This is a genomic window from Flavobacterium sp. TMP13 (assembly GCF_050847115.1).
Classification (GTDB): domain Bacteria; phylum Bacteroidota; class Bacteroidia; order Flavobacteriales; family Flavobacteriaceae; genus Flavobacterium.
In genome coordinates, this window is record NZ_CP193656.1 from 3,668,980 (window position 1) to 3,688,739 (window position 19,760).

Annotated in this window: 13 protein-coding genes and 3 pseudogenes; 8 read left to right on the forward strand and 8 right to left on the reverse strand. The window is 33.0% G+C overall.

Annotation, left to right across the window (positions count from 1 at the left end; genetic code table 11):
- Positions 1-184: 184 nt before the first annotated feature.
- Together ACRASX_RS15845 and ACRASX_RS15850 are read right to left on the reverse strand one after the other, a co-directional pair.
- Positions 185-1,359, reverse strand: a pseudogene (locus ACRASX_RS15845) (IS3 family transposase).
- 44 nt (positions 1,360-1,403) lie between these two features.
- Entirely contained in the window at positions 1,404-1,997 is a 594-nt protein-coding gene (locus ACRASX_RS15850; RefSeq protein WP_432221943.1) for an SOS response-associated peptidase, read from the reverse strand.
- Positions 1,998-2,160: 163 nt separating this feature from the next.
- Between ACRASX_RS15850 and ACRASX_RS15855 the strand changes: the two genes are divergently transcribed.
- Positions 2,161-2,706: a hypothetical protein gene (locus ACRASX_RS15855; RefSeq protein ID WP_066307108.1), complete on the forward strand. Its 546-nt coding sequence runs from the start codon at positions 2,161-2,163 to the stop codon at positions 2,704-2,706.
- A gap of 79 nt (positions 2,707-2,785) precedes the next feature.
- Here ACRASX_RS15855 and ACRASX_RS15860 read toward each other — a convergent pair whose 3' ends face one another.
- Together ACRASX_RS15860 and ACRASX_RS15865 are read right to left on the reverse strand one after the other, a co-directional pair.
- Complete coding sequence (locus ACRASX_RS15860; RefSeq protein ID WP_432221925.1) at positions 2,786-6,367, reverse strand: PAS domain-containing sensor histidine kinase; 3,582 nt, start codon at positions 6,365-6,367, stop codon at positions 2,786-2,788.
- A gap of 21 nt (positions 6,368-6,388) precedes the next feature.
- Positions 6,389-6,823 (reverse strand): response regulator, encoded by a 435-nt coding sequence (locus ACRASX_RS15865; protein ID WP_432221926.1) that lies wholly within the window; start codon positions 6,821-6,823, stop codon positions 6,389-6,391.
- A 363-nt stretch (positions 6,824-7,186) separates the two neighbouring features.
- Between ACRASX_RS15865 and ACRASX_RS15870 the strand changes: the two genes are divergently transcribed.
- Complete coding sequence (locus ACRASX_RS15870; protein ID WP_432221927.1) at positions 7,187-7,732, forward strand: peptidoglycan-binding protein LysM; 546 nt, start codon at positions 7,187-7,189, stop codon at positions 7,730-7,732.
- Between the two features lie 80 nt (positions 7,733-7,812).
- Here the strand turns inward: ACRASX_RS15870 and ACRASX_RS15875 are convergent, their stop codons facing one another.
- Positions 7,813-8,430 (reverse strand): ferritin-like domain-containing protein, encoded by a 618-nt coding sequence (locus tag ACRASX_RS15875; protein ID WP_432221944.1) that lies wholly within the window; start codon positions 8,428-8,430, stop codon positions 7,813-7,815.
- 486 nt (positions 8,431-8,916) lie between these two features.
- Between ACRASX_RS15875 and ACRASX_RS15880 the strand changes: the two are divergent.
- Positions 8,917-9,030: pseudogene (locus ACRASX_RS15880) on the forward strand (Ku protein); the annotation flags it as partial.
- Here ACRASX_RS15880 and ACRASX_RS15885 read toward each other — a convergent pair.
- Positions 9,030-9,608, reverse strand: a complete 579-nt coding sequence (locus ACRASX_RS15885; RefSeq protein ID WP_432221945.1) for a tetratricopeptide repeat protein — start codon at positions 9,606-9,608, stop codon at positions 9,030-9,032. The pseudogene ACRASX_RS15880 and the gene ACRASX_RS15885 sit on opposite strands and share 1 nt — an antisense overlap.
- Before the next feature lie 276 nt (positions 9,609-9,884).
- The gene (locus ACRASX_RS15890) at positions 9,885-10,022 is read right to left on the reverse strand and encodes a hypothetical protein (protein WP_432221946.1); all 138 of its coding nucleotides are present in this window, start codon (positions 10,020-10,022) and stop codon (positions 9,885-9,887) included.
- A 1,615-nt stretch (positions 10,023-11,637) separates the two neighbouring features.
- On the opposite strand from ACRASX_RS15890, the gene ACRASX_RS15895 reads away from it, so the two are divergent.
- From ACRASX_RS15895 to ACRASX_RS15915, 5 genes are all read left to right on the forward strand, one after another.
- Entirely contained in the window at positions 11,638-14,832 is a 3,195-nt protein-coding gene (locus tag ACRASX_RS15895) for a SusC/RagA family TonB-linked outer membrane protein (protein ID WP_432221947.1), read from the forward strand.
- A gap of 8 nt (positions 14,833-14,840) precedes the next feature.
- Positions 14,841-16,667: a RagB/SusD family nutrient uptake outer membrane protein gene (locus ACRASX_RS15900; RefSeq protein WP_432221948.1), complete on the forward strand. Its 1,827-nt coding sequence runs from the start codon at positions 14,841-14,843 to the stop codon at positions 16,665-16,667.
- A 20-nt stretch (positions 16,668-16,687) separates the two neighbouring features.
- Entirely contained in the window at positions 16,688-17,701 is a 1,014-nt protein-coding gene (locus tag ACRASX_RS15905; RefSeq protein ID WP_432221949.1) for a discoidin domain-containing protein, read from the forward strand.
- A gap of 355 nt (positions 17,702-18,056) precedes the next feature.
- Positions 18,057-18,644 carry a hypothetical protein gene (locus ACRASX_RS15910; RefSeq protein ID WP_432221950.1) on the forward strand — a complete coding sequence of 196 codons (588 nt, stop codon included), beginning with the start codon at positions 18,057-18,059 and terminating at the stop codon, positions 18,642-18,644.
- A gap of 1 nt (position 18,645) precedes the next feature.
- Positions 18,646-19,158, forward strand: a complete 513-nt coding sequence (locus tag ACRASX_RS15915) for a PRC-barrel domain-containing protein (protein ID WP_066307126.1) — start codon at positions 18,646-18,648, stop codon at positions 19,156-19,158.
- Between the two features lie 148 nt (positions 19,159-19,306).
- Here ACRASX_RS15915 and ACRASX_RS15920 read toward each other — a convergent pair.
- A pseudogene (locus ACRASX_RS15920) lies at positions 19,307-19,543 on the reverse strand (DUF305 domain-containing protein); the annotation flags it as partial.
- Positions 19,544-19,760: the final 217 nt, after the last annotated feature.

The following is a 19,760-nucleotide window of genomic DNA, read 5'->3' on the forward strand; positions in this document are numbered from 1 at the left end:
AAAATACTATGTTTTAATTCTATTCCAATAGATGTAGAGTTTATAAAATTAATTGTTGTTGTAAAAAAAGCCCTTGACTAAAATCTTGGGCTTTATTTAATTAAACCTATATAAATATCTAATCATCTATTTAGTATTATTATAAATTTCTGATTGGATATGCAAATAAAACCTGCAGTATAAGTTAAGCTACATTTTTGTAATTAATTTGATTGTTAAATTCTTCAATAGTTGCATAATTCAAAGCAGAGTGTCTCCTTTTTCTATTGTACCAAATTTCAATGTATTCAAAGATCTCCAGTTTCATTTGTTCTTTAGAAATCAGTTTGTTCCCATAAATCAATTCCGTTTTCAAAGATTTGAAGAAGCTTTCCGCCACAGCATTATCCCAGCAATTTCCTTTACGACTCATACTGCGGGTTATTTTTTTATAGGAATCAAGAACATTTACAAACTTTTTACTGGCATATTGGACACCTCTGTCAGAATGAAAAATCAAACCTTCATCGACATCTCGGTTTTTAACCGCCATTTTCCAAGCTCCAAGCGTAGTTTCTTCTGTATTCATTGCGTCACTTAAACTCCAACCAATAATTTTTCTGTCGTATAAATCCATAATAGTGGTCAGGTATACAAACCCCTCTTTAGTTTAGATATAAGTAATATCCGAAACCCAAACTTTTGAAGGCATTTTTACAATAAACTCTCTATTTAATAAATTTTCGACAACTAAATAATTATGATTTGAGTTGGTTGTAACTTTGAACTTTTTGCTTAATTTACTTCGCAAGCCAAGTTCTTTCATATATTTTGCAACTGTAATTCGTGAAACTTTATAACCTAAATGCTGTAATTCCAATGTTATTCTAGGACTTCCATATCTTTGTTTCGCTGCAAAATAAATCAATGTTATCTGTTCTTTTATAATAATTTTTAGCTGTCGTCTTGCGGTAATTGATTGTTTTTTCCATCGGTTATAACTTCCACTACTCACTTGTAGAACTTTGCACATTTTTTCAATCGGGAATACTTGTTCATTGTTTTTAATGAAACTATAAATCATCGACCGCTCATGGAAAAAATGCCGATTGCTTTTTTTAATATATCACGTTCTAACTCGGCATCTTTGAGTCTTTTCTCCAATTCGTGGATTTTTTCTTGCTCGGGAGTGAGTTTTAAATTTCCTTTACCAGGAAAACTTCCTTCTCCAAACTCCTCGTACTCTTTACGCCATTTATACAACTGTGGTGCTGTAACTCCTAACTCTCTGGCGAGTTCTGATACATTTGTTCTCTCATAACTCAATTGAACGGCTTTTTCTTTAAAAGCTTTGTCATAAATTTTGCGGACTTCTTTCATAGGCTAAAATTAAGATTATTTCTTAACTTTCTGTGTAGGCTAAGTTAGCATGTCCAATATGCGAAATCTTCGATTGGTGCTAAGTTAAGCCACTTACTTTCATCTTCTGGATTTAAAACTATTGGCATTCTTTTTTTAATATTGTGAATTTTAGCCATTAATGGACTTGCTTGAGTCGTCAACATTGTATATGTATTAACTAATTGGCCAGATTGAATATCATTCCATCGGGAGTATAATCCTGCAAAAGCAAATAACTCTTCATCGCCAATTCCTATTTCATATTTAACTTTGTTTTTCCCTTTAGAATCTAACCACTGCCATTCATAAAACCCATTAGCTATGATTAAGCACCTTTGATTGACAACATCTTTAAAAGATGGCTTTTCTTTAACGGTTTCAATTTTAGCATTTAAAGTCATAACCTTAATATCATCGTTTTTTGACCACGCAGGGATTAAGCCCCAATTAAAGTGCTCTATAATAGTAATATCCTCATTTGTAATTATTGGAGTTTTAGGAAACGTAAATCCATTGATATGATCATCAGGTGCAAAGGAACTTTTGTCCTTAATTTTGGCATTAAACCGCTTTTCAATTTGTAAAGCTAATTTCGTTTGTATGGTGTGGTAGCACATGTACTTAGGTTTTGAAATGAGTAAAAATAATGATTTTTACAGCACTCACAATCAGTACTTTGAATTACATAAAAATTCTAAAAAATAGTGTAAGACTTTTTATTTGTGCATTTGCCAACTTTGTAAAAGGAGAAAAGTAATTCACCAATTAAACAAATATATTATGGAAAATAATCACAACAACCACAACAATGACAGAGGACAAATGCTAACAGGAATGTTCTCTGACCGTGAAAGTACAGAAAGCGCATATAATGCATTACATGAGCGCGGATATGCAAAAGAGGACATTAATCTAGTGATGTCAGATGAGACACGAAAAAAATACTATTCTGATGAGAATGATAATTCTGAATTAGGAACTAAAGCGGCTGAAACTGCAGGTACTGGTTCTGCCATTGGTGGAACAGTAGGAGCTATTGTTGGAGTAATTGCTGCTATAGGTACAAGTTTAGTAATTCCAGGTTTAGGACTAATAGTTGCTGGACCATTAGCAGCTGGATTAGCTGGAGCAGGTGCAGGAGGAATTGCAGGTGGAATTATTGGCGCATTAGTTGGTTCAGGAATACCTGAAGATCGTGCAAAATTGTATGAGTCCGGTATTAACAACGGTCATGTTGTAATGGGAGTTCATCCAAGAAATGACGAAGATGCTGACTATTTAGAGCAAAATTGGAAAACAAATAGAGGTCAAGATATTTACAGATAATCTTATCTATTTTTAAAAAAAATACTCGGCATTATAATGTCGAGTATTTTTTTTGATTATAAATTAAAATTCTTAAATATTAATGGGAAGTAGGGATAAAGATTTTGAAAGTAGCACCTTCATTTAAAATTCCATGTGCAGTTATTATTCCGCGATGATTTTCAACTATCCTTTTCACAATCGCTAAACCAATACCGGTCCCCTGAAACTTTTCCTTTCCATGCAAGCGCTGAAATACTTGAAATATTTTCTCACTGTATTCCTCTTCAAATCCAATTCCATTATCGCTAAATTTTATATAGCAATATTCTACATCTTGCTTTAAATTTAAATTGTTTAACTCTGATCCAAAAGCTACTAAGCTGTCAATAGTAATTTTTGCATCGCAATCAGGTTTACTGAACTTCAGTGAATTGGTAATTAAATTAAATACTACTTGTCTAAATTGAACTGGAATAACATCAATTTGGCAGTCATTTATAATGTTTATAGTAGTGCTTCTTCCTTCAAAATCGTACTCTAAATCTTCTTTTACCTCTTCCACTATAGTAGAAATATTTGCCTTCTCATATATTCGTTCTTGAATGCTAGTTCTAGAATAAGCAAGTAAATCCTGTATAAGTGTTTGCATGCGATCAGCAGCACTTTGCATTCTTATAAACTTATTTTTACCTCCCTCAGATATATTGTCATACTCTCTTTCTCTAAGTTGAGTCGCGAATGTTTGAATTTTCCGCAAAGGCTCTTGCAAATCATGACTAGATATATAAGCAAAGGACTGTAATTCCTTATTCATCTTTTCTAAATCATCATTCTTCTGAAAAAGCTCCTTTGTGCGTTCCATAACCTCTCGTTCTAGCTCAGTCGTAAACATTTTTTGATCTTGAATGTCTGTACTAGTACCTACCCACATTGTTATTTTTCCTTCTTTATCGCGTTGCGGGATAGCTCTAGTTAATTGCCAACGATATGTTCCATCACTTTTTCGAAAGCGATGCTCAATTATAAAGTCTTTCTCAGTTGCTATTGCATCCATCCATCTCCTAGTGTTCTCTTCTCTCTCGTCGTCATGGACAATTGAAAGCCAACCTTTTTCAACAATTTCCTCCTTAGTATATCCTGAGAAATCAAAAACAGCTTGATTAAAATAATTCAATTTTCCTCTCTCATCAGCAGTCCACACAAATTGAGGCATTGAGTCCGCTAAGAGTCTGAATTTTTGCTCATTTTCCTCTAATAACTTCTTTGCTGTAACATTAGCCGTTACATCTGTAGCAACAACCATAACTCCTGTTACTGTATTGCCATCTAGTAAAGGATGGTATACAAAGTTAAAATAGCAGTTTTCCTTTTTACCAAATCGTGTTAAAGTCACTGGGAATTCGTAACCATGAAACGCTTCACCGGTTCTATAAATTTCATTAAAAATGGGATTAATTGTTTCCTCTGCATCAGGTAAAGCTTCGAATATTGGTCTTGATAATAAGTCGCTTGTGGATTTGTCTACTAATTCTAAATAAGGGGCATTAACCATGCTAACAATATTTTCTGGGCCTCGCACAATTATCATAGCAACTGGAGCTTGATGCACCGCATCACGAAAGCGCTTTTCACTTTCTTGTATTTTTTCTTTAACTTCATTTAATTCAGTGACTTCGGCCGCTGTATTCATTACACCATAAATCGCACCACTTGAATCTTTTAGTGGAGTAAAACTATAATTGAAATAATGATCCTTTAAAAATCCATTTTTTAAAATAGCTACGGGCTGGTTTTTAGCATTAAATGCTATTCCAGTTTTATAAACATTTTCTATTTGCTCAAAAACATTCTGCTTTTCTAATTCTGGTAAAAGATTTCTATATAATTTCCCAATAACATCACTTCCCTTTCCCCATGCATCAATCATGGATTGATTTGCAAGGGTAATACGCATCTCACTCCCAGTATAAACCGCAATGGGAAATGGTGCACTTTCCACTAAACTACGAATGCTTTGCTCACTTTTTTCAATTTCTTTTCGAGCAATCACTTGGGCAGTTACATCATAGCCTAGAACCATAATTTTATTACTGTTGCTTTGATCATCGTAAATAGGTTCATACGAGAAGTTCATATAAACAGTTTCTAATGTACCATATCGCATAATTTTTAATGGCAACTCTGTGGTGGATAAATGTTTTCCTGATGCTCTTACATTGTTTAAAATATCTTTAACTCCTTGTAAAGACAATTCTGATATGGACTCAAAAACAGATATATTATTAACTTCCTGTAGGGTTTTACCCCATAAGTTTAATGCACTTTCATTTGCTATTTCAACAACATACTCAGGGCCACGCAAAATTGCAATAGCCATAGGCGCTTGTAGTATAATTGATTTTAAATTGTTCTCACTTTGCTCTAATTGTTTACGAGCAGTATTTTGCGCCGTGATGTCCTCTACTGTTCCATTAAATCGGAATGGCATATGATTATCATCAAATAGCACTTTCCCTTTTGCATGCAATGTAATTTCATTTTTAGAAATAGGATTTACAATATTGTATGCGAGATCATAAAAACCTCCTGAAGAAAAATGCAAAGCTTTTGCAATAGCACTTAAAACATATTCTTGATGCTCTTCTACAATAACCTTTGTGGCATCACATAAGTCTACTTCCTGGTCAGCACTTAAACCAAACCATTCTTTTAAACGGGTATTAGCTGAAAATTTATTAGTTATTGGATTATAATCAAATGTTCCTAAAGCTGCAGCTTCAATTACAAATTCTAATTCTTTTTTACTGTCATCGAGCGCCTGCTCTGTAGCTTTTTGCGAAGTTATATTTGTGTTAGTACCAAACCAAGTTGTAATTTCTCCCTCTTCATTTTTTACAGGAAGAGCTCTAGTTAAAAATTCCTGATAATTTCCATCCGCACCTTTAATGGGATAACTCATCTCCAATGGTATCCCTTTTTCTAAAGATAAGTTCCATTCTTTAAATATATTTACTAATTCATCTTCACGATAAACGGACTTCCATCCCCAACCTTTCATTTCTTCAAAGGTGGTTCCCGTATAATCATACCATTGTTTGTTATACCAATATAGATCCCCTTTTGCGTCTGCCATCCATGCAAGATTTGGAATATTATCAGCAATAGCTTTAAATCGCTTCTCGCTTTTATTTAGTTCCTCATCTGCGAGGTTCTTAGCGGTAGTCTCAAAAATGGTAATTAAAATTCCTCCTATGGATCGATCCTGCAAAAATATGGGACTGTATGCTAAATCAAAATAACAGTTTTGAATGGAGCCCTCTCTTAATAATGGGAACATGAAGTTTGAAAACCCTACAGATTCTCCTCGTTCCACAGCTTTAAAAATAGGTTCAGTAATATGCCAAACCTCTGAAAAGGTTTCAGAGGTACTTTTCCCCAAAGCATCTATCTCCTTTTGATGTCCTAAAATGGGCACATAAGCATCATTAAAAATTTGTCGGTATTCCTTTCCCCATGCGATATACATTGGAAAAGGATTATTGAGTATGATAGAAACGGCAGATTGCAGATTTTGAGGCCAAGTCTCTGGACTTCCTAGCGGAGTTTGTGTCCAGTCTTTGTTGCGAATTTGAAGTCCCATGTCGCCTCCACCTTCTAGAAAATAATATGGATTGTCCAAATTGATAGGATTAAAAATGTATTAGCACTGAATGATAAATTTACTTCTTTCTGGTTGATTAATTTTATCTAGAGTTAATAATACTGTTACCTGATAAATTGCCTTTTTTAATATGCTAAAGTCACCTGGCTTTCTAATATAATAATGGGCTCCAATTTCATATAGTTTATTTACCATATCAATATCCAAAGAAGTAGAGAAAATTACAACTGGTAACAATTTTAAAGATTCAGTAGATTTGATCTCTAGTAGACATTCATAACCTGATTTACGTGGCATATTTAAATCAAGGAAAAGAACATCAGGTAATTGATCTCTATTATTTGTCAAGAACTCCATTAATTCAACTCCGTCACTAACGGTTGATAAAGTCGTAGTTGAAAATAAATCTTCGACAGCATCTTGAAAAAAAAGACGATCATCCATATCATCGTCTGCAAGTAATAATTTTTCCATAGTTAAGAATATCAAGTAAATTTATAAACAGAAATTTTAGGGTAATAAAAAAATTTATAAAAATCACTCCAAAAGTAAGAAAAAATTAAGCATCAAAACGCACATTTATCTGCGGTTAAATACGCCATCACTATGCAAATAAAGCTGTGCCATTTAAAGTCCATAAATATTTAAAAAACTTGCTTAAAAAGGTGAAGTCAAATCGAGAAATAAATTAATGTTTATTTATAAGAAAACATCATGTAGTAATTAAACTACATGCATTTCCATGTTTCACTACAAAGCGATTTTTAAAACTAACGTAGATTTGCAGTGTTCAAAAGGAACAAAAAACAAGACACAAAAAATCAAACATATAGTATCATGAAAAAACAAATCGTTATCGCTGCACTTGCTCTTGGAGCATTCATCTTTGGAACTTCAAACGCACAAGCTCAAGCAATTTCAAATACGGCAAGCACTACAGTTAATTTAATATTATCTGACGTTATTTCAATTGATGCAGGCTCTGTAGCTAGTAATGGAATTGTAGATTTTAATTATGTGACAGCAGCTGACTATAATGCAGCAAAGAATGTAACAGTAGCAAATAGCTTAATTGTAACTTCATCTAAAAATTTCGATGTTAAAGTAAAAGCTGGAGGTGCTGATTTTTCAAACGGTACAAATAAAATTCCTGTAAATGTATTGCAAATACAAGCTGTAACTGGAGGGAGTATGTTAGGAACTTTAAATACTATTGCTTTAAGTACTGCTGATCAAAAATTAGTAAGTAATGCGACTTTAGGAGCTAAAAGATCATTAAGTATAGACTATTCTATCTCAGCTGTTAAAGCACAGACTGTTCTTCTTGGTAAGCCAGCAGGTACATATTTTCAGACTGTAACATATACTGCGACTGCGCTATAAATCAAAGAAAAAATTCTTTATTAAGAAGGCCCTCAACCATTATGGTTGAGGGCCTTCTTAATTTTAATAGCAGTTATAATTTACTCTTCTTCACCTTCCTCAGCCGCGTCAAAATTAATTGTATTGTATGCTGCTTCTGTTAGCGTAACATCAGCTTCTTTTTCTTCAGCAAGTGTAACACTTAATAATTCAGCTGCTTCGTCTTCTCCTAATGTTTTAGCGAATGCTACTAAAGTACCATATGTTGCAATTTCATAGTGCTCAATTTTTTGAGATGCAGCTATTATACCTGCATCACGTACAGCACCTATTTCTGTTTCCTCCATTATGCTTGCTCCCTCTTTAATCAAACCGTCCATAGCATCACACTTTTTTGCAACTGCTTTTTCTCCAATTATTTTAAACACTTGTTCTAAACGGTCTACTTGAGTGTTTGTTACATCTAAGTGATCTTCAATTGCTGCAATTAGATTTTCATTAGTTGCATTTTTCTGCATTTTTGGTAAAGCTTTAGTCAACGCTTTTTCTGCCCAGTAAATATCCTTTAAAGAATCAACAAATAATTTGCGTAATCCATCTGCGGCAGATGATTTTGCTTTTACTTTTCCAGCTGTAGATTTTTTGTCTGCATCTGTTTTTTTCTCACTTGTACTTTTTGTGGCTGTTTTAGTTTTAGTATCTTTTTCAGTAGTTTTCATAATGTAATGTGTTTAATTTGTTTGCTTTACAAACTTAAAAATATTTTAATATTTGAATGTTATATAGTTTCTAGCTTATTTTTCAGAATTTTTTTAATTAACTTTACTTTATAATTCTATAAAATTTACAGCTGTAGATATAAATTTTATTTCGCCAAAATTTTTAACTTTGATTATCAACTATAATTATTTGAAGTATGGATTTGTTGAAGAAACGCATAGATTATGAAGTAGGCCAGAAGGTTAAACTACAGCTTAGAGATCAGGTTATGAAAATAATAGGATTTGAACCTGAATTTATTGAAAACGTAATAACGCAATGGGAAAATGAAGATGGCTCGATTGCTACTGGTAAGTTTATGGAATTAGAATTAGAGCCAGTTAAATAATAGTTATTTCATTTCAATGGACTTTAATTATTATCCCTATTATGAATCTGCGGATAAATCCATAATTAAATAAATTTATTACTTTAAATAGAATATCATGAGAGCAAATTGGACGGGAGCAATTAGTTTCGGACTTATAAATATCCCCATCAAAATTTATTCAGCTATTGAAACAAGTACTTTAGATCTGGACATGCTTGACAAAAAAGATCAATTTTTATAAATTAAATAAGATTTATTATAGTATTTCAAAGCATTTGGATAATCTCCTACCTGTGAATATATTCCTCCAATATTTTGTGAAGCAGCTGCTATCATTTTTGTATCGTTTAGTTCTTCTTGAACAACAATAGCCTGCTTGTAATAGTTTAAAGCATCTAGATAATTGCCTAAAGAATAATAAACTCCTCCGATATTATTTAAGATCGAAGAAATTCCTTTTTTGTATTTTATTCTTTTATATACTTCATTACTTTCCTTAAAAAACAATAAAGCATTTAAGTAATCTGCGTGATAATAATATGTTACAGATTTGTAACTATAATAATCACCTACTTTTTGACTTTTACCTAAAGAGTTGTACAACAACAAACTTTTATCGAAGGACAATAATGATTGCGAATAGTCACCTGCATCTTGACTTTTCATGCCTAACTTAAGAATGAAATCGGCCATCTTTCTATTTTTATTTATCTCCATAACTCTTTCATCCGTATTTGACTGTCCAAAAAAGGTTGCCCCGTTTAACGACAGAATGACAGAAAAAACAACATTTATGATTCTTCTCATGAATATGTGTGTTATAATAAATATTAAAACGTACTTAGTCAAATCTAGAATAGGTACGTTTTTAGTTTTTGAAATTATAAATAAGTTAATTTTTATTCAAAGATATCACCAGAGAAATTGGTAGGTCTAATAATTATAGGGGGCGTTATATCTCCACCAGCAACGATATCAAGTTGCTCTTCATTCAATTCTAAATCATCCATATTGGGCTCAGCAGGAATATTTATAAAAATTATTGAAGAGTCCGTTTGATCAACAAATGCAATTTTTTTACCTTTAGGTAGGAGAAATGAGTGTCCTAAAGTTTTCTATTGTTGCTAGAGGTGTAGCAATTAAATTGCTTTTAAAAGTAGGGTCTTCCCATGCCTTTTTAACAATTGCATCTAAAATTTTTTGGTCGTTAGTTAATTCCATTTTTCGTATGTTTTTAAATTAAATTTTACAATCGAAAAGTAGCTTCTTTTTTACACATGGAATTGCCAAATATGCTGACAAAATACTTTCTTTTTTGTAAAAAATTACTGTTTTTTAAAATTATTTTCTCCCTGAAGAAATCATTTCAAATCGCTATCAAAAAATGGAGAGAAATCGAATATAAAATCTTAAAATCGATTATGTGTTCGATTAAATTCAAATTTAATATCTCCATTCTTTTATTCTTTTTAAAATTCTTTTCTATAAAAAAACTAGCCTGACAAAAAACACTATAAAAATTAACACTTTAAATAAAATTTGAAAAGATCGAATAAAAAATACAAAACACTAATAATCAAATGCTTAATTATTTAAAACGCAGTCATTCATAAAATTTAAAATAGGAACAATTTGTTCGATTGTAGTCCCATCCACTCCACAAAAAAGGAAGGTATAAAAATACCTTCCTTTTTTTTTCAAAACTTCCATTAGCTCATGCTTCTCTCTTAGTACACCGTTTGTTCAGATCAAATTTTAAGCACTTTACTTTAAATTATTTTAATTCTAATTAGTGAATTTCGCGGCTCGTTATTTTAAAATGTAGTCATGAGTTCGCATATTCTTGTTTATCTTGCCAATAAGGTATCAAGAGTTTTTCCATCTGTAAATTAGTTGTACTTTGACCACGAACTCGATTGGAAATAATCAGATCTATCGTTTCTAGGTTGTTGTTGTGCAATTTTATAATGAACAATAATTGTCAACTCTAGCGACACTGTAGCAACGACTCTACTACTCAACTAGTAGCTTAATAACTGTGTGTGTTTTATAGTATACATTAAGCTGTTTCTAATGAGTTTTTTTTAATATAACACAGTACTAATTTTATCATATTTGTTGGTATTAAGCGCAAAGTAGATCGATTATTATCAAATTCCTTGAAATATAGCCCAAAATTAACAAGTGGTAGGTATTCTAATAGCTTTAAACAGAAATACTTTTTTTTAAAATAAATCTTTTTTTTAAGGTAAGATTAACAGTAATTTTCTAATTATTCGTTGGGATTAGCAAGCATTTTTTATGTGTTTTTAGTTACAAAAAAGATGATATGTAATGCGAATAAATTTTAAAACTGGTAGGGAGCAAACTTATTTTAAACTTGTTTGCTTTAAATTTGAATTTACAGTATTACAAAAAAAATGTTTAAAAATAAATACAATATTAATATTAAATTTAAATACGATTACTATTTCGTGTAAAACGTAAAAATTTTACCAAATAAGTAAAAGTGACTTACTTTAAGTTTGACGAAGAAGATGTTCGTTAAAAAAATTTTGTTCAAATAATTAATGTGTTCGTGCACAATACTTAAAATCACCTGTAGATTAAATCAGGAAATATATTTTTTAAAAAACTTACTAAATGAGAAAGCATAAATTCAAAGTATGCTTTTTTTTTTAAAATAAAATTGTGTTCGTACACGGGATTAAAAATTTACAGGACTAAAAATAATTAAGTGCGTTTACAACTGTATGTAGATTTAAATAATATCTGATAGAGCCTCAAAAAATAAACCATTGATAAAAAACTATTAACTCTTAAGTAAACCAATTTTATGAAACAAAAATTACACTCGTCAGAGTTTAAAATGTTTAAGGCTAAAAATCGATTAGTTCCTTGGGCACTCCATAAATCTACAATTTTATGTGTCGTATTATTCAACTACTCCGCATTTGCAAACACAGAAAATTTAGTTATTGATTCGGAAACCGCTTTGAAAACTAATATGAAAATTGAAAAATTAAATTTTCAGCAAAGTGAGATCAAAGGAACTGTTAACGACACTAATGGAGCACCAATACCGGGTGTAAATGTTATAGAAAAAGGTACTAGCAATGGTACACAAACTGACATTAATGGTAATTTTTCTCTTTCTGTAACCAAAAAGGATGCTATTCTGGTAATTACTTACATCGGTTTTAAAACAAAAGAATTTGCTTTAAACGGAAAATTCTCAGTAAACATTCAACTAGAAGAAAGTGCAGCATCATTGCAAGAAGTTGTTATTGTGGGTTATGGTAAACAGAAAAAAGAAAGTGTAGTTGGTTCTCAAGCTACTATCGAGGCAAAAAACTTAAGATCTCCAACGGGTAGCTTGACAGCAGCAATTGCGGGAAAGATAGCGGGAGTAGTAGCAACTCAAAGAGGGGGCGGTCCTGGCGCAGATGGCGCAGCATTATTTATTAGAGGAATTGGAACATTTGCTAGTAGTCCACAGTCGCCTTTACTGGTTGTTGATGGTGTTCCCGATCGTGGCATTAATAATATTGATCCAGAAGATATTGAGAATTTTACTGTACTAAAAGATGCAACTGCAACAGCAGTTTACGGAACAAGAGGAGCAAATGGTGTTATCATTATTAACACTAAAAGTGGTAAAATTGGTAAACCTACGATTAATGCAGAGTATAATCATGGAATAACACGATTTACCGACTTACCCGATTTTGTTGATGGTCCAACTTTTATGAGATTGTATAATGAAGGTTTGCAAATGAGAGGCAGAACTCCGACCTATACCGACGAGGTTATTGGTAAGCATGAAAGTGGCATTGACCCAGACTTGTATCCAAATGTTGATTGGTATGATGTTTTATTTAATGATTTCGGTAAAAATGATAGAGTGACAGTTAATGTTAATGGAGGTTCAGAAGCAGCAACCTATTACCTGTCTGCAGGCTATTATGGAGAGACTGGATTGTTTAAAACAGAAAACATTGATTCGTATGACTCCGCATTAAAGCTCAACAGATTTAATTTTACTAGTAATTTAAATTTAAAAATTACGTCTAAGACGAAATTAGATTTTGGCGTGAATGGTTATATAACCGATTACAACAGACCAGCCTATGGCGTAAATGGAATCTTTGATATTGCTACATCTACCGCTCCTCATACGATTCCAACTCAGTATAGTAATGGTCAATGGCCGCAGATAAAAGGTACTTTGCAAAGCCCATATATGGCATTAACACAATCTGGAGTTACAAATCAGGCCAGTAATACGATACGATCAAATTTGCGATTGACTCAAGATTTAGATGTAATTGTAGACGGATTAAGTGCAACAGCAATGTTTGCTTATGATGTTAATAACAGTACTAATTTAACGCGATCAAGAACTTTACAAACTTATTTTGCAACTGGACGCGATGCTGAAGGAAATTTAATGACCGAAATCTCATCTCCTGGAACAGACCAATTAGGTTTTGGACTGGCCCGCTTTGGAGACAAAAGATTATATGTGGAGGCTGCCACAAATTATGCTCAAAAATTTGGTGATCACGAAGTGTCGGGTTTGCTATTATTTAATCAATCTGATCATAGAGATGCAACAGAACGCGTTAGTAGCTATAAAGGTGCAATTCCGTATCGTCAACGTAATTTTGTAGGACGCGCAAATTATGGTTATAATGATAAATATTTTGCTGAAGCTAACTTTTCCTATTCTGGTTCAGATAACTTTGTTGATAGTGAAAGATATGGTTTTTTCCCTTCTTTTGGAGCGGGATGGATTGTTTCAAGAGAAAAATTTTTTGAACCGCTTACAAACGTAGTTTCTTATTTCAAATTAAGATATAGTTATGGTCACTCAGGAAATGCGGCTGTTAATGATCCCAATTTAAGATTTCTCTATTTAACTACAATTGGCGAAAATGGAGGTTATACTTTTGGCTCTCCAGAATCACAGCGCTCCTTTACAGGATATAATGAATCCCGTATCGGTGGTGATGTTCGATGGGAGACTTCCTACAGACAGAACTTAGGTATTGAAGTTAAATTTCTTGATGATGATTTAGGTCTTGTCGTAGAATTATTTCAGGAAAAAAGAGAAGGGATTTTACTTCCTAATTATGTGATTCCATATATTTCGGGTTTTACTCCGGGAAATATACCTTACAATAATGTGGGCCAAACTGAGAATAGAGGTATAGATGTAACTTTGGACTATAACAAGAATTGGAGTACTACAAGTTTCTTCTCGTTTAAAGGTACTTTTAATTATAATAAAAATAAAGCAGTCTTTGATGGACTTCCAGAATGGAAATATCCGTACTTAAATAGAATTGACCAACCGATCAGTCAACGTTTTGGTTACATATCTCAAGGCTTTTTTGAGAATGAAGAGCAAATTCAAAATGCTGCAAAACAATCTGGTGATGTACGCCCTGGAGATCTTAGATACAAAGATTTAAACGGCGATGGTGTCATTAATAGTAACGACCGAACAGCTATAGGATACGGAAGTGTACCTCGCATCATTTACGGATTAAACTTTGGAGCTGGTTACAAAGGTTTTGATATCAGTTTATTTTTCCAAGGTACTGGCCTTGTAGATTTTAACTATGCGGGAGGTTTTGGAACAACTCCATTCTCGCAAGGCGCAAATTACGGAAATATGTACCAAACAATTACAGACCGATGGACTCCTGACAATCCCAATCCTAATGCTTTTTATCCTAGATTATCCACCAATCAGGATCAAACTACTAATTATTACACTAGTACACATTGGATTAAAAGAGCAGATTACTTAAGATTAAAACAAGCTGAAATAGGATATACGTTTAAAGAAAATAGTTTCTTTGATCGATACGCCATTAAAAAGTTGAGAATATTTGTAAGCGGAAATAATTTATTTACACTTTCACCCTGGAAGTATTGGGATCCTGAACTTGGTGATGGTAGAGGCGCAGCATATCCTAATATCAGTGTATACAATATAGGTGCACGTTTTAATTTTCAATAAATAGTACTATGAAAAATATTAAAAAAATACAAGTTATAGCATTCTGCCTCTTTTTTGCAACACTTTTCACAGGCTGCGAAAAAGATTATTTTGACACTCAACCTGATAACCAATTATCTGTCGACGGAATTTTTGCCAATCGTGGGCAAACAGAAAAATGGTGGGCAGGATTATTTACAAATATCCCAGATATATGGGATCAGCCTTACAGTTACCAATACGGAATAACTTCAGATGAAATAGATGCCAGCAACTGGTTAAATCCAGGTATCAATAGTGGGGCGATCACGGCCGACGGTTCTCCTTCAGGTTTCATGGAATATTACGAACGGATTCGATTGGCGACTATTTTCTTGGAACGTATCGATGGAAATAAAGAGATACTAAACCAAGAAGGTGGAGAAGAAATTATCAAACACTATAAAGGCGAAGCACGGTTTTTACGAGCCTATTACTACTGGCGAATGATGAAGGAGTTAGGGCCAGTTGCTTTTGCTCCTACAGTATCTGCGCAGCCAGGTGATGATTTTCAAATACCGAGAAGTACCTGGGACGAAAGTGTTAACACTGTTTTATCTGAAATAGAAAAGGCCAAATTAGATCTTCCAGTAGATTACTATCTGGACGGAATAGCAATCGACGGAACTCAAATAGGTAGAATTAATAAAATTATAGCCACTGCTTTAGAGTCTCAGATATTACTTTACCATGCGAGTCCACTTTTTAATGGCAATACAGAATTGGCCGATTTTAAAAACCTAGATGGTACTGTGTTATTTAATCAGTCTTACGATGCAAGTCGTTGGCAAAAAGCGGCACAAAAAGCAAAAGAGGCAATTGATCTTGCTGAGGCTAATGGTAAAAGTTTATTTAGAGTAGAAAATGCAGATCCCTTTAGAGCTGGTTTTTTATCTTGTCGTAATTTATATTGGGATGGATGGCGCACCGAAGGAATTTGGATCAGACCTGCAAGTAACGTTTGGAGTTGGGAGATTCACTCCTCTCCTAGATCTACCGCAGGAACTGCCTATAATGGTATAGCTGTAGTACAAAGCTTAGTAGATGACTATCGTATGGCAGATGGAAAAGAGATCGAAGACAGTCCAGAGTACAATGAAGATTCGTACACTACTGCTGCTACACCTTATTATGCTGAAGGAACAAACACCATGTATACCAACAGAGAACCTCGTTTTTATGCACAAATAACTTTTAATGGCGCCGAAAACCCTGGATCTAAAAAATCAGGAGTTAATAATTCTCGTGTTGAATTTTTCTTGAACGGTACTTCTGGTAAAGCTGGATCTCCTAGAGACTGGCCGAAAACGGGCTATACGCCAAGAAAAAACATTCATCCTACTTTTAGTGTAAATCCTGCTGTAAATGTTAGCAGACCAGCAATGCTAATTAGATTAGCCGAATTATATTTAAATTATGCCGAAGCCTTGAACGAGTCAAATCCGGGAGATCCAAGTATTCTATTATACTTAAATAAAATAAAAACTCGAGCTGGTTTACCTGCACTTGCAGCTGGTCTAAACCAAAAAGAAATGCGTCAAGAGATCCGTCATGAAAGACGAATTGAATTGAGTTTTGAAGGACACCGTTACTTCGACGTACGTCGTTGGAAAATAGCCGATCAACCAGGATCAAATCAAGGAGGTGCTTTTTATGGTATGAATATGAATAAAGGAACTTCATTGTCTGATCCTGCTTTTCATCAAAGAACAATTAGTTTTACGAGAGCCACCTGGCAACGTAAATTTTATTTTATGCCGTATCGTCAAAATGAAATGGATAGAAATAAACAATTAGTACAATTTACTGGTTATTAGAACTTAATACTATTTTAGAAATGAAAAAAACACATATATTATACACTACGCTATTACTTTTATTTGGTCTTTACGCTTGTGAAAAAGATAAAATTCCGTACGAAGAGTTATCTGACTCCAAAGAAGGAGCTCTTGTCTTTACCGCAAGAGCAAGAGATGGCATTCAAAAATTGAAAACTTTTTCTATTGAGGAAGAAAAGTATTTAGAAAAAGATACTTTAACATTTAACGCAGGTTTTGGAGCTTTAGGTCTTCCCTCTACTACTATAGATGTTACTTTTTCGCTAGACAACAAAGTACTAGATAGTATAAATGCGATGCGAGAAATTAACGGCGAGAAAAAATATATACCGTTTCCAAAAGATGCGTACGAAGTAAGCAACTTAAACTTAAGTATTCCAAAAGGAAAAGAATATTCCGATTTTTCAACTATTATTTATGATCCTAAAAAGTTTGATACAAACAGTAATTATTTAATCGCCTTCACGATAACTGATGCTTCAGGCTATGCTATCAATCCAGAGGTTAAAACCATTATTTTTGTTGTTTCGGAAATAATCATTCCAGAACCTGAACCTAATTTTTACGATAAAAACAATTGGAAGGTTATCGCTTTTAGTTCGGAAGAAAGTGAAGGAGAAGGTTCTGACGGATTTGCTGCCAACATTATAGATGGAAAAATTAATACTTACTGGCATTCTTGCTGGTCTACTTGTTCTATCACTCAATCAAATTATCCCCATACTATAACTGTTGACATGAAAACTTTAAATAAAGTTAACGGTATAGAATTTACCCAGCGTCAAAGCGGGAGTCGCGGCGTGAAACTTATAGAAATCGAGGTGAGTGACAACAATGAGAGTTGGAGAACTTTAGGTGAATTTAATCTGCTAAACACTACTGCACCTCAACTAGCCGAATACAAAGACGTAGAAACGTACCGATATTTCAGAATGATTATAAAATCTGGGTATGACGATAGCGGCGCTGCATTTGTTGCCCTAGGTGAAGTAAGTCCATACTTTCTAAAATAAATAAATAAATAAATAAATGAATGAATAAATGAAAGCTCCTTCTCTGCAGAAAAGGAGCTTTCATTTATTCAAATCATGAACTCTTTTAAGTTGTTTATATTCTCGTCATGCTGCTCTATCGAAATAATTTATTTATGAAATACCATTTTTTTAGTGATCTAATTAGTGTGATTTATGTAACATTTTACAATTTTAGTTAACGTAACTTGCTGTTATAACTACATATATAATTAGTATACAGCTATTTATTGCTACGCATTCATACTATTCTCTAATTATTAATTGCTTTTGGAAAAAGCTGAAAAATTTGTATACGTAAGAGTTGAAACAATTATTAATAACTAAAAATTAAATTATGGCAGAAATTAAAATCAAAAAAAAACAGCCAATTTTGCCTTGGTTGTTGCTTTTAGCAGGAATTCTAGCAGGACTTTATTACTTTTTTGTATATAACGAAAATGATGCAATTGTAGATGAGAAGGAACTAGTAACGAAAGACACTACTGCAATGCCTACTATTGCAGATGAAAAAGTAGCAGAATATAATCAGTTTATTGCTGATAATAGTGAAATGGATCTGGATCACGAATTTTCAAATAATGCTTTACTTAAGCTAATTGCAGCAACCGAAGCAGTAGCTAATTCTGTAAACGTAGATATTAATGCCGACTTAGATACAGCACGAGCCGATGCCGATTATATTACTAAAGATCCAATGGAAGGAAATCATGCAAATAAAATTAAATCGGCTGGAGAAATTATTGTACAAGCTTTAACAAAAGTACAGACTCAAAAATTTGAAAATCTAAGTACCGAATTAAGTGATGTTAAAAGTTCTGTAAATAAGATAGAGAATGAAACTTTAACGCTAGAGCAAAAAGCGGCAGTTAAAGACTTTTTTAAACGCGCAGGAGAATTATTAACCAACATGAACCAACAATAAGATGAGCACACACAAAGAAAAAAACTTATACTACCTCGATGAACTGTCTAATTATGAGGTTGCAGATGAAGATAAAGACGTTATAGGATGGGAGGTCTTAGACAAAAATGAAATTAAAATCGGAAAAGTAGACAATTTACTAGTTAGCAAATCTCAAGAAAGAGTGGTTTATCTGGATGTTGAAGTAAACACTGATATAATTGCCACAAATCATACGCCGTACGGTAAATCTACAACTGGTGGAGTGCATGAATTTCTTAATAAGGATGGAGAAAATCATCTCATAATACCTATTGGATTGGCACATCTTGATCTTGGAAGAAAAATTGTGTACACCGAACAAGTAGATTTCAACCGTTTTGCCGAAACAAAAAGAATCGAACGCGGAACACAGTTTGACCGCGATTATGAAGTCGCAATCTTAAATTCATACAATCGTCCAGAAACTGAGGTTGATTACGAATTAGATGATAATTTTTACGATAACATAAATTTTAGAAAAAATAGATTGTAAAAAATAAAAATACTTTGTATTAAGTAAAATTACTTATAATGCCAATTGATAAATATAAAATCCTCCATCTTCTGGAGGATTTTTTTTGTTTCAAATAAACTGATTCTATTTGAAACTTTGCCGATAATAAATACGAGTCAATAACATACTACTGTTCAGCTTCTAAGCGTTTTATGTACGATTTCATTTCTGCTATTTCTTTTTCTTGAGCTTTAATAATTGCATCGGCAAGCTTACGAACTTCGGGATCTTTTAAGTCTGCTCTTTTGCTGACCAAAATGGCAATTGAGTGGTGTGGAATCATCCCTTTCATATAAAGAATATCACCAATAACAGGACTTTGCTATCTGACTAACGTTAAAGCGCCTCCGAAAAGCAGTACAGTAATTATTAAAAAAAATGAAAAATATTTAAAGCGAGGAAAGCCTCTTTTATTTTTATCAAACATATAATTCAAAAAAAAAAGGATCTATGCACCTTTGACGGAAACGCTGTCATCAATTTTACGCAATGAAGAGTGCCACAATTAAAAAAAGAATATTCGATATACTATTATCCAAAAGTAATGACAAAAAAACCCGTAAACTACTAATTTACAGGGC

What these genes read in the sequence shown, in the direction of transcription:
- ACRASX_RS15900 (WP_432221948.1), top strand. Translation starts at nt 14,841, where the DNA reads ATGAAAAATATTAAAAAAATACAAGTTATAGCATTCTGCCTCTTTTTT.
- ACRASX_RS15875 (WP_432221944.1), bottom strand. Translation starts at nt 8,430, where the DNA reads ATGAAAACTACTGAAAAAGATACTAAAACTAAAACAGCCACAAAAAGT.
- ACRASX_RS15915 (WP_066307126.1), top strand. Translation starts at nt 18,646, where the DNA reads ATGAGCACACACAAAGAAAAAAACTTATACTACCTCGATGAACTGTCT.
- ACRASX_RS15855 (WP_066307108.1), top strand. Translation starts at nt 2,161, where the DNA reads ATGGAAAATAATCACAACAACCACAACAATGACAGAGGACAAATGCTA.
- ACRASX_RS15905 (WP_432221949.1), top strand. Translation starts at nt 16,688, where the DNA reads ATGAAAAAAACACATATATTATACACTACGCTATTACTTTTATTTGGT.
- ACRASX_RS15890 (WP_432221946.1), bottom strand. Translation starts at nt 10,022, where the DNA reads ATGGAATTAACTAACGACCAAAAAATTTTAGATGCAATTGTTAAAAAG.
- ACRASX_RS15895 (WP_432221947.1), top strand. Translation starts at nt 11,638, where the DNA reads ATGAAACAAAAATTACACTCGTCAGAGTTTAAAATGTTTAAGGCTAAA.
- ACRASX_RS15865 (WP_432221926.1), bottom strand. Translation starts at nt 6,823, where the DNA reads ATGGAAAAATTATTACTTGCAGACGATGATATGGATGATCGTCTTTTT.
- ACRASX_RS15850 (WP_432221943.1), bottom strand. Translation starts at nt 1,997, where the DNA reads ATGTGCTACCACACCATACAAACGAAATTAGCTTTACAAATTGAAAAG.
- ACRASX_RS15885 (WP_432221945.1), bottom strand. Translation starts at nt 9,608, where the DNA reads ATGAGAAGAATCATAAATGTTGTTTTTTCTGTCATTCTGTCGTTAAAC.
- ACRASX_RS15910 (WP_432221950.1), top strand. Translation starts at nt 18,057, where the DNA reads ATGGCAGAAATTAAAATCAAAAAAAAACAGCCAATTTTGCCTTGGTTG.
- ACRASX_RS15870 (WP_432221927.1), top strand. Translation starts at nt 7,187, where the DNA reads ATGAAAAAACAAATCGTTATCGCTGCACTTGCTCTTGGAGCATTCATC.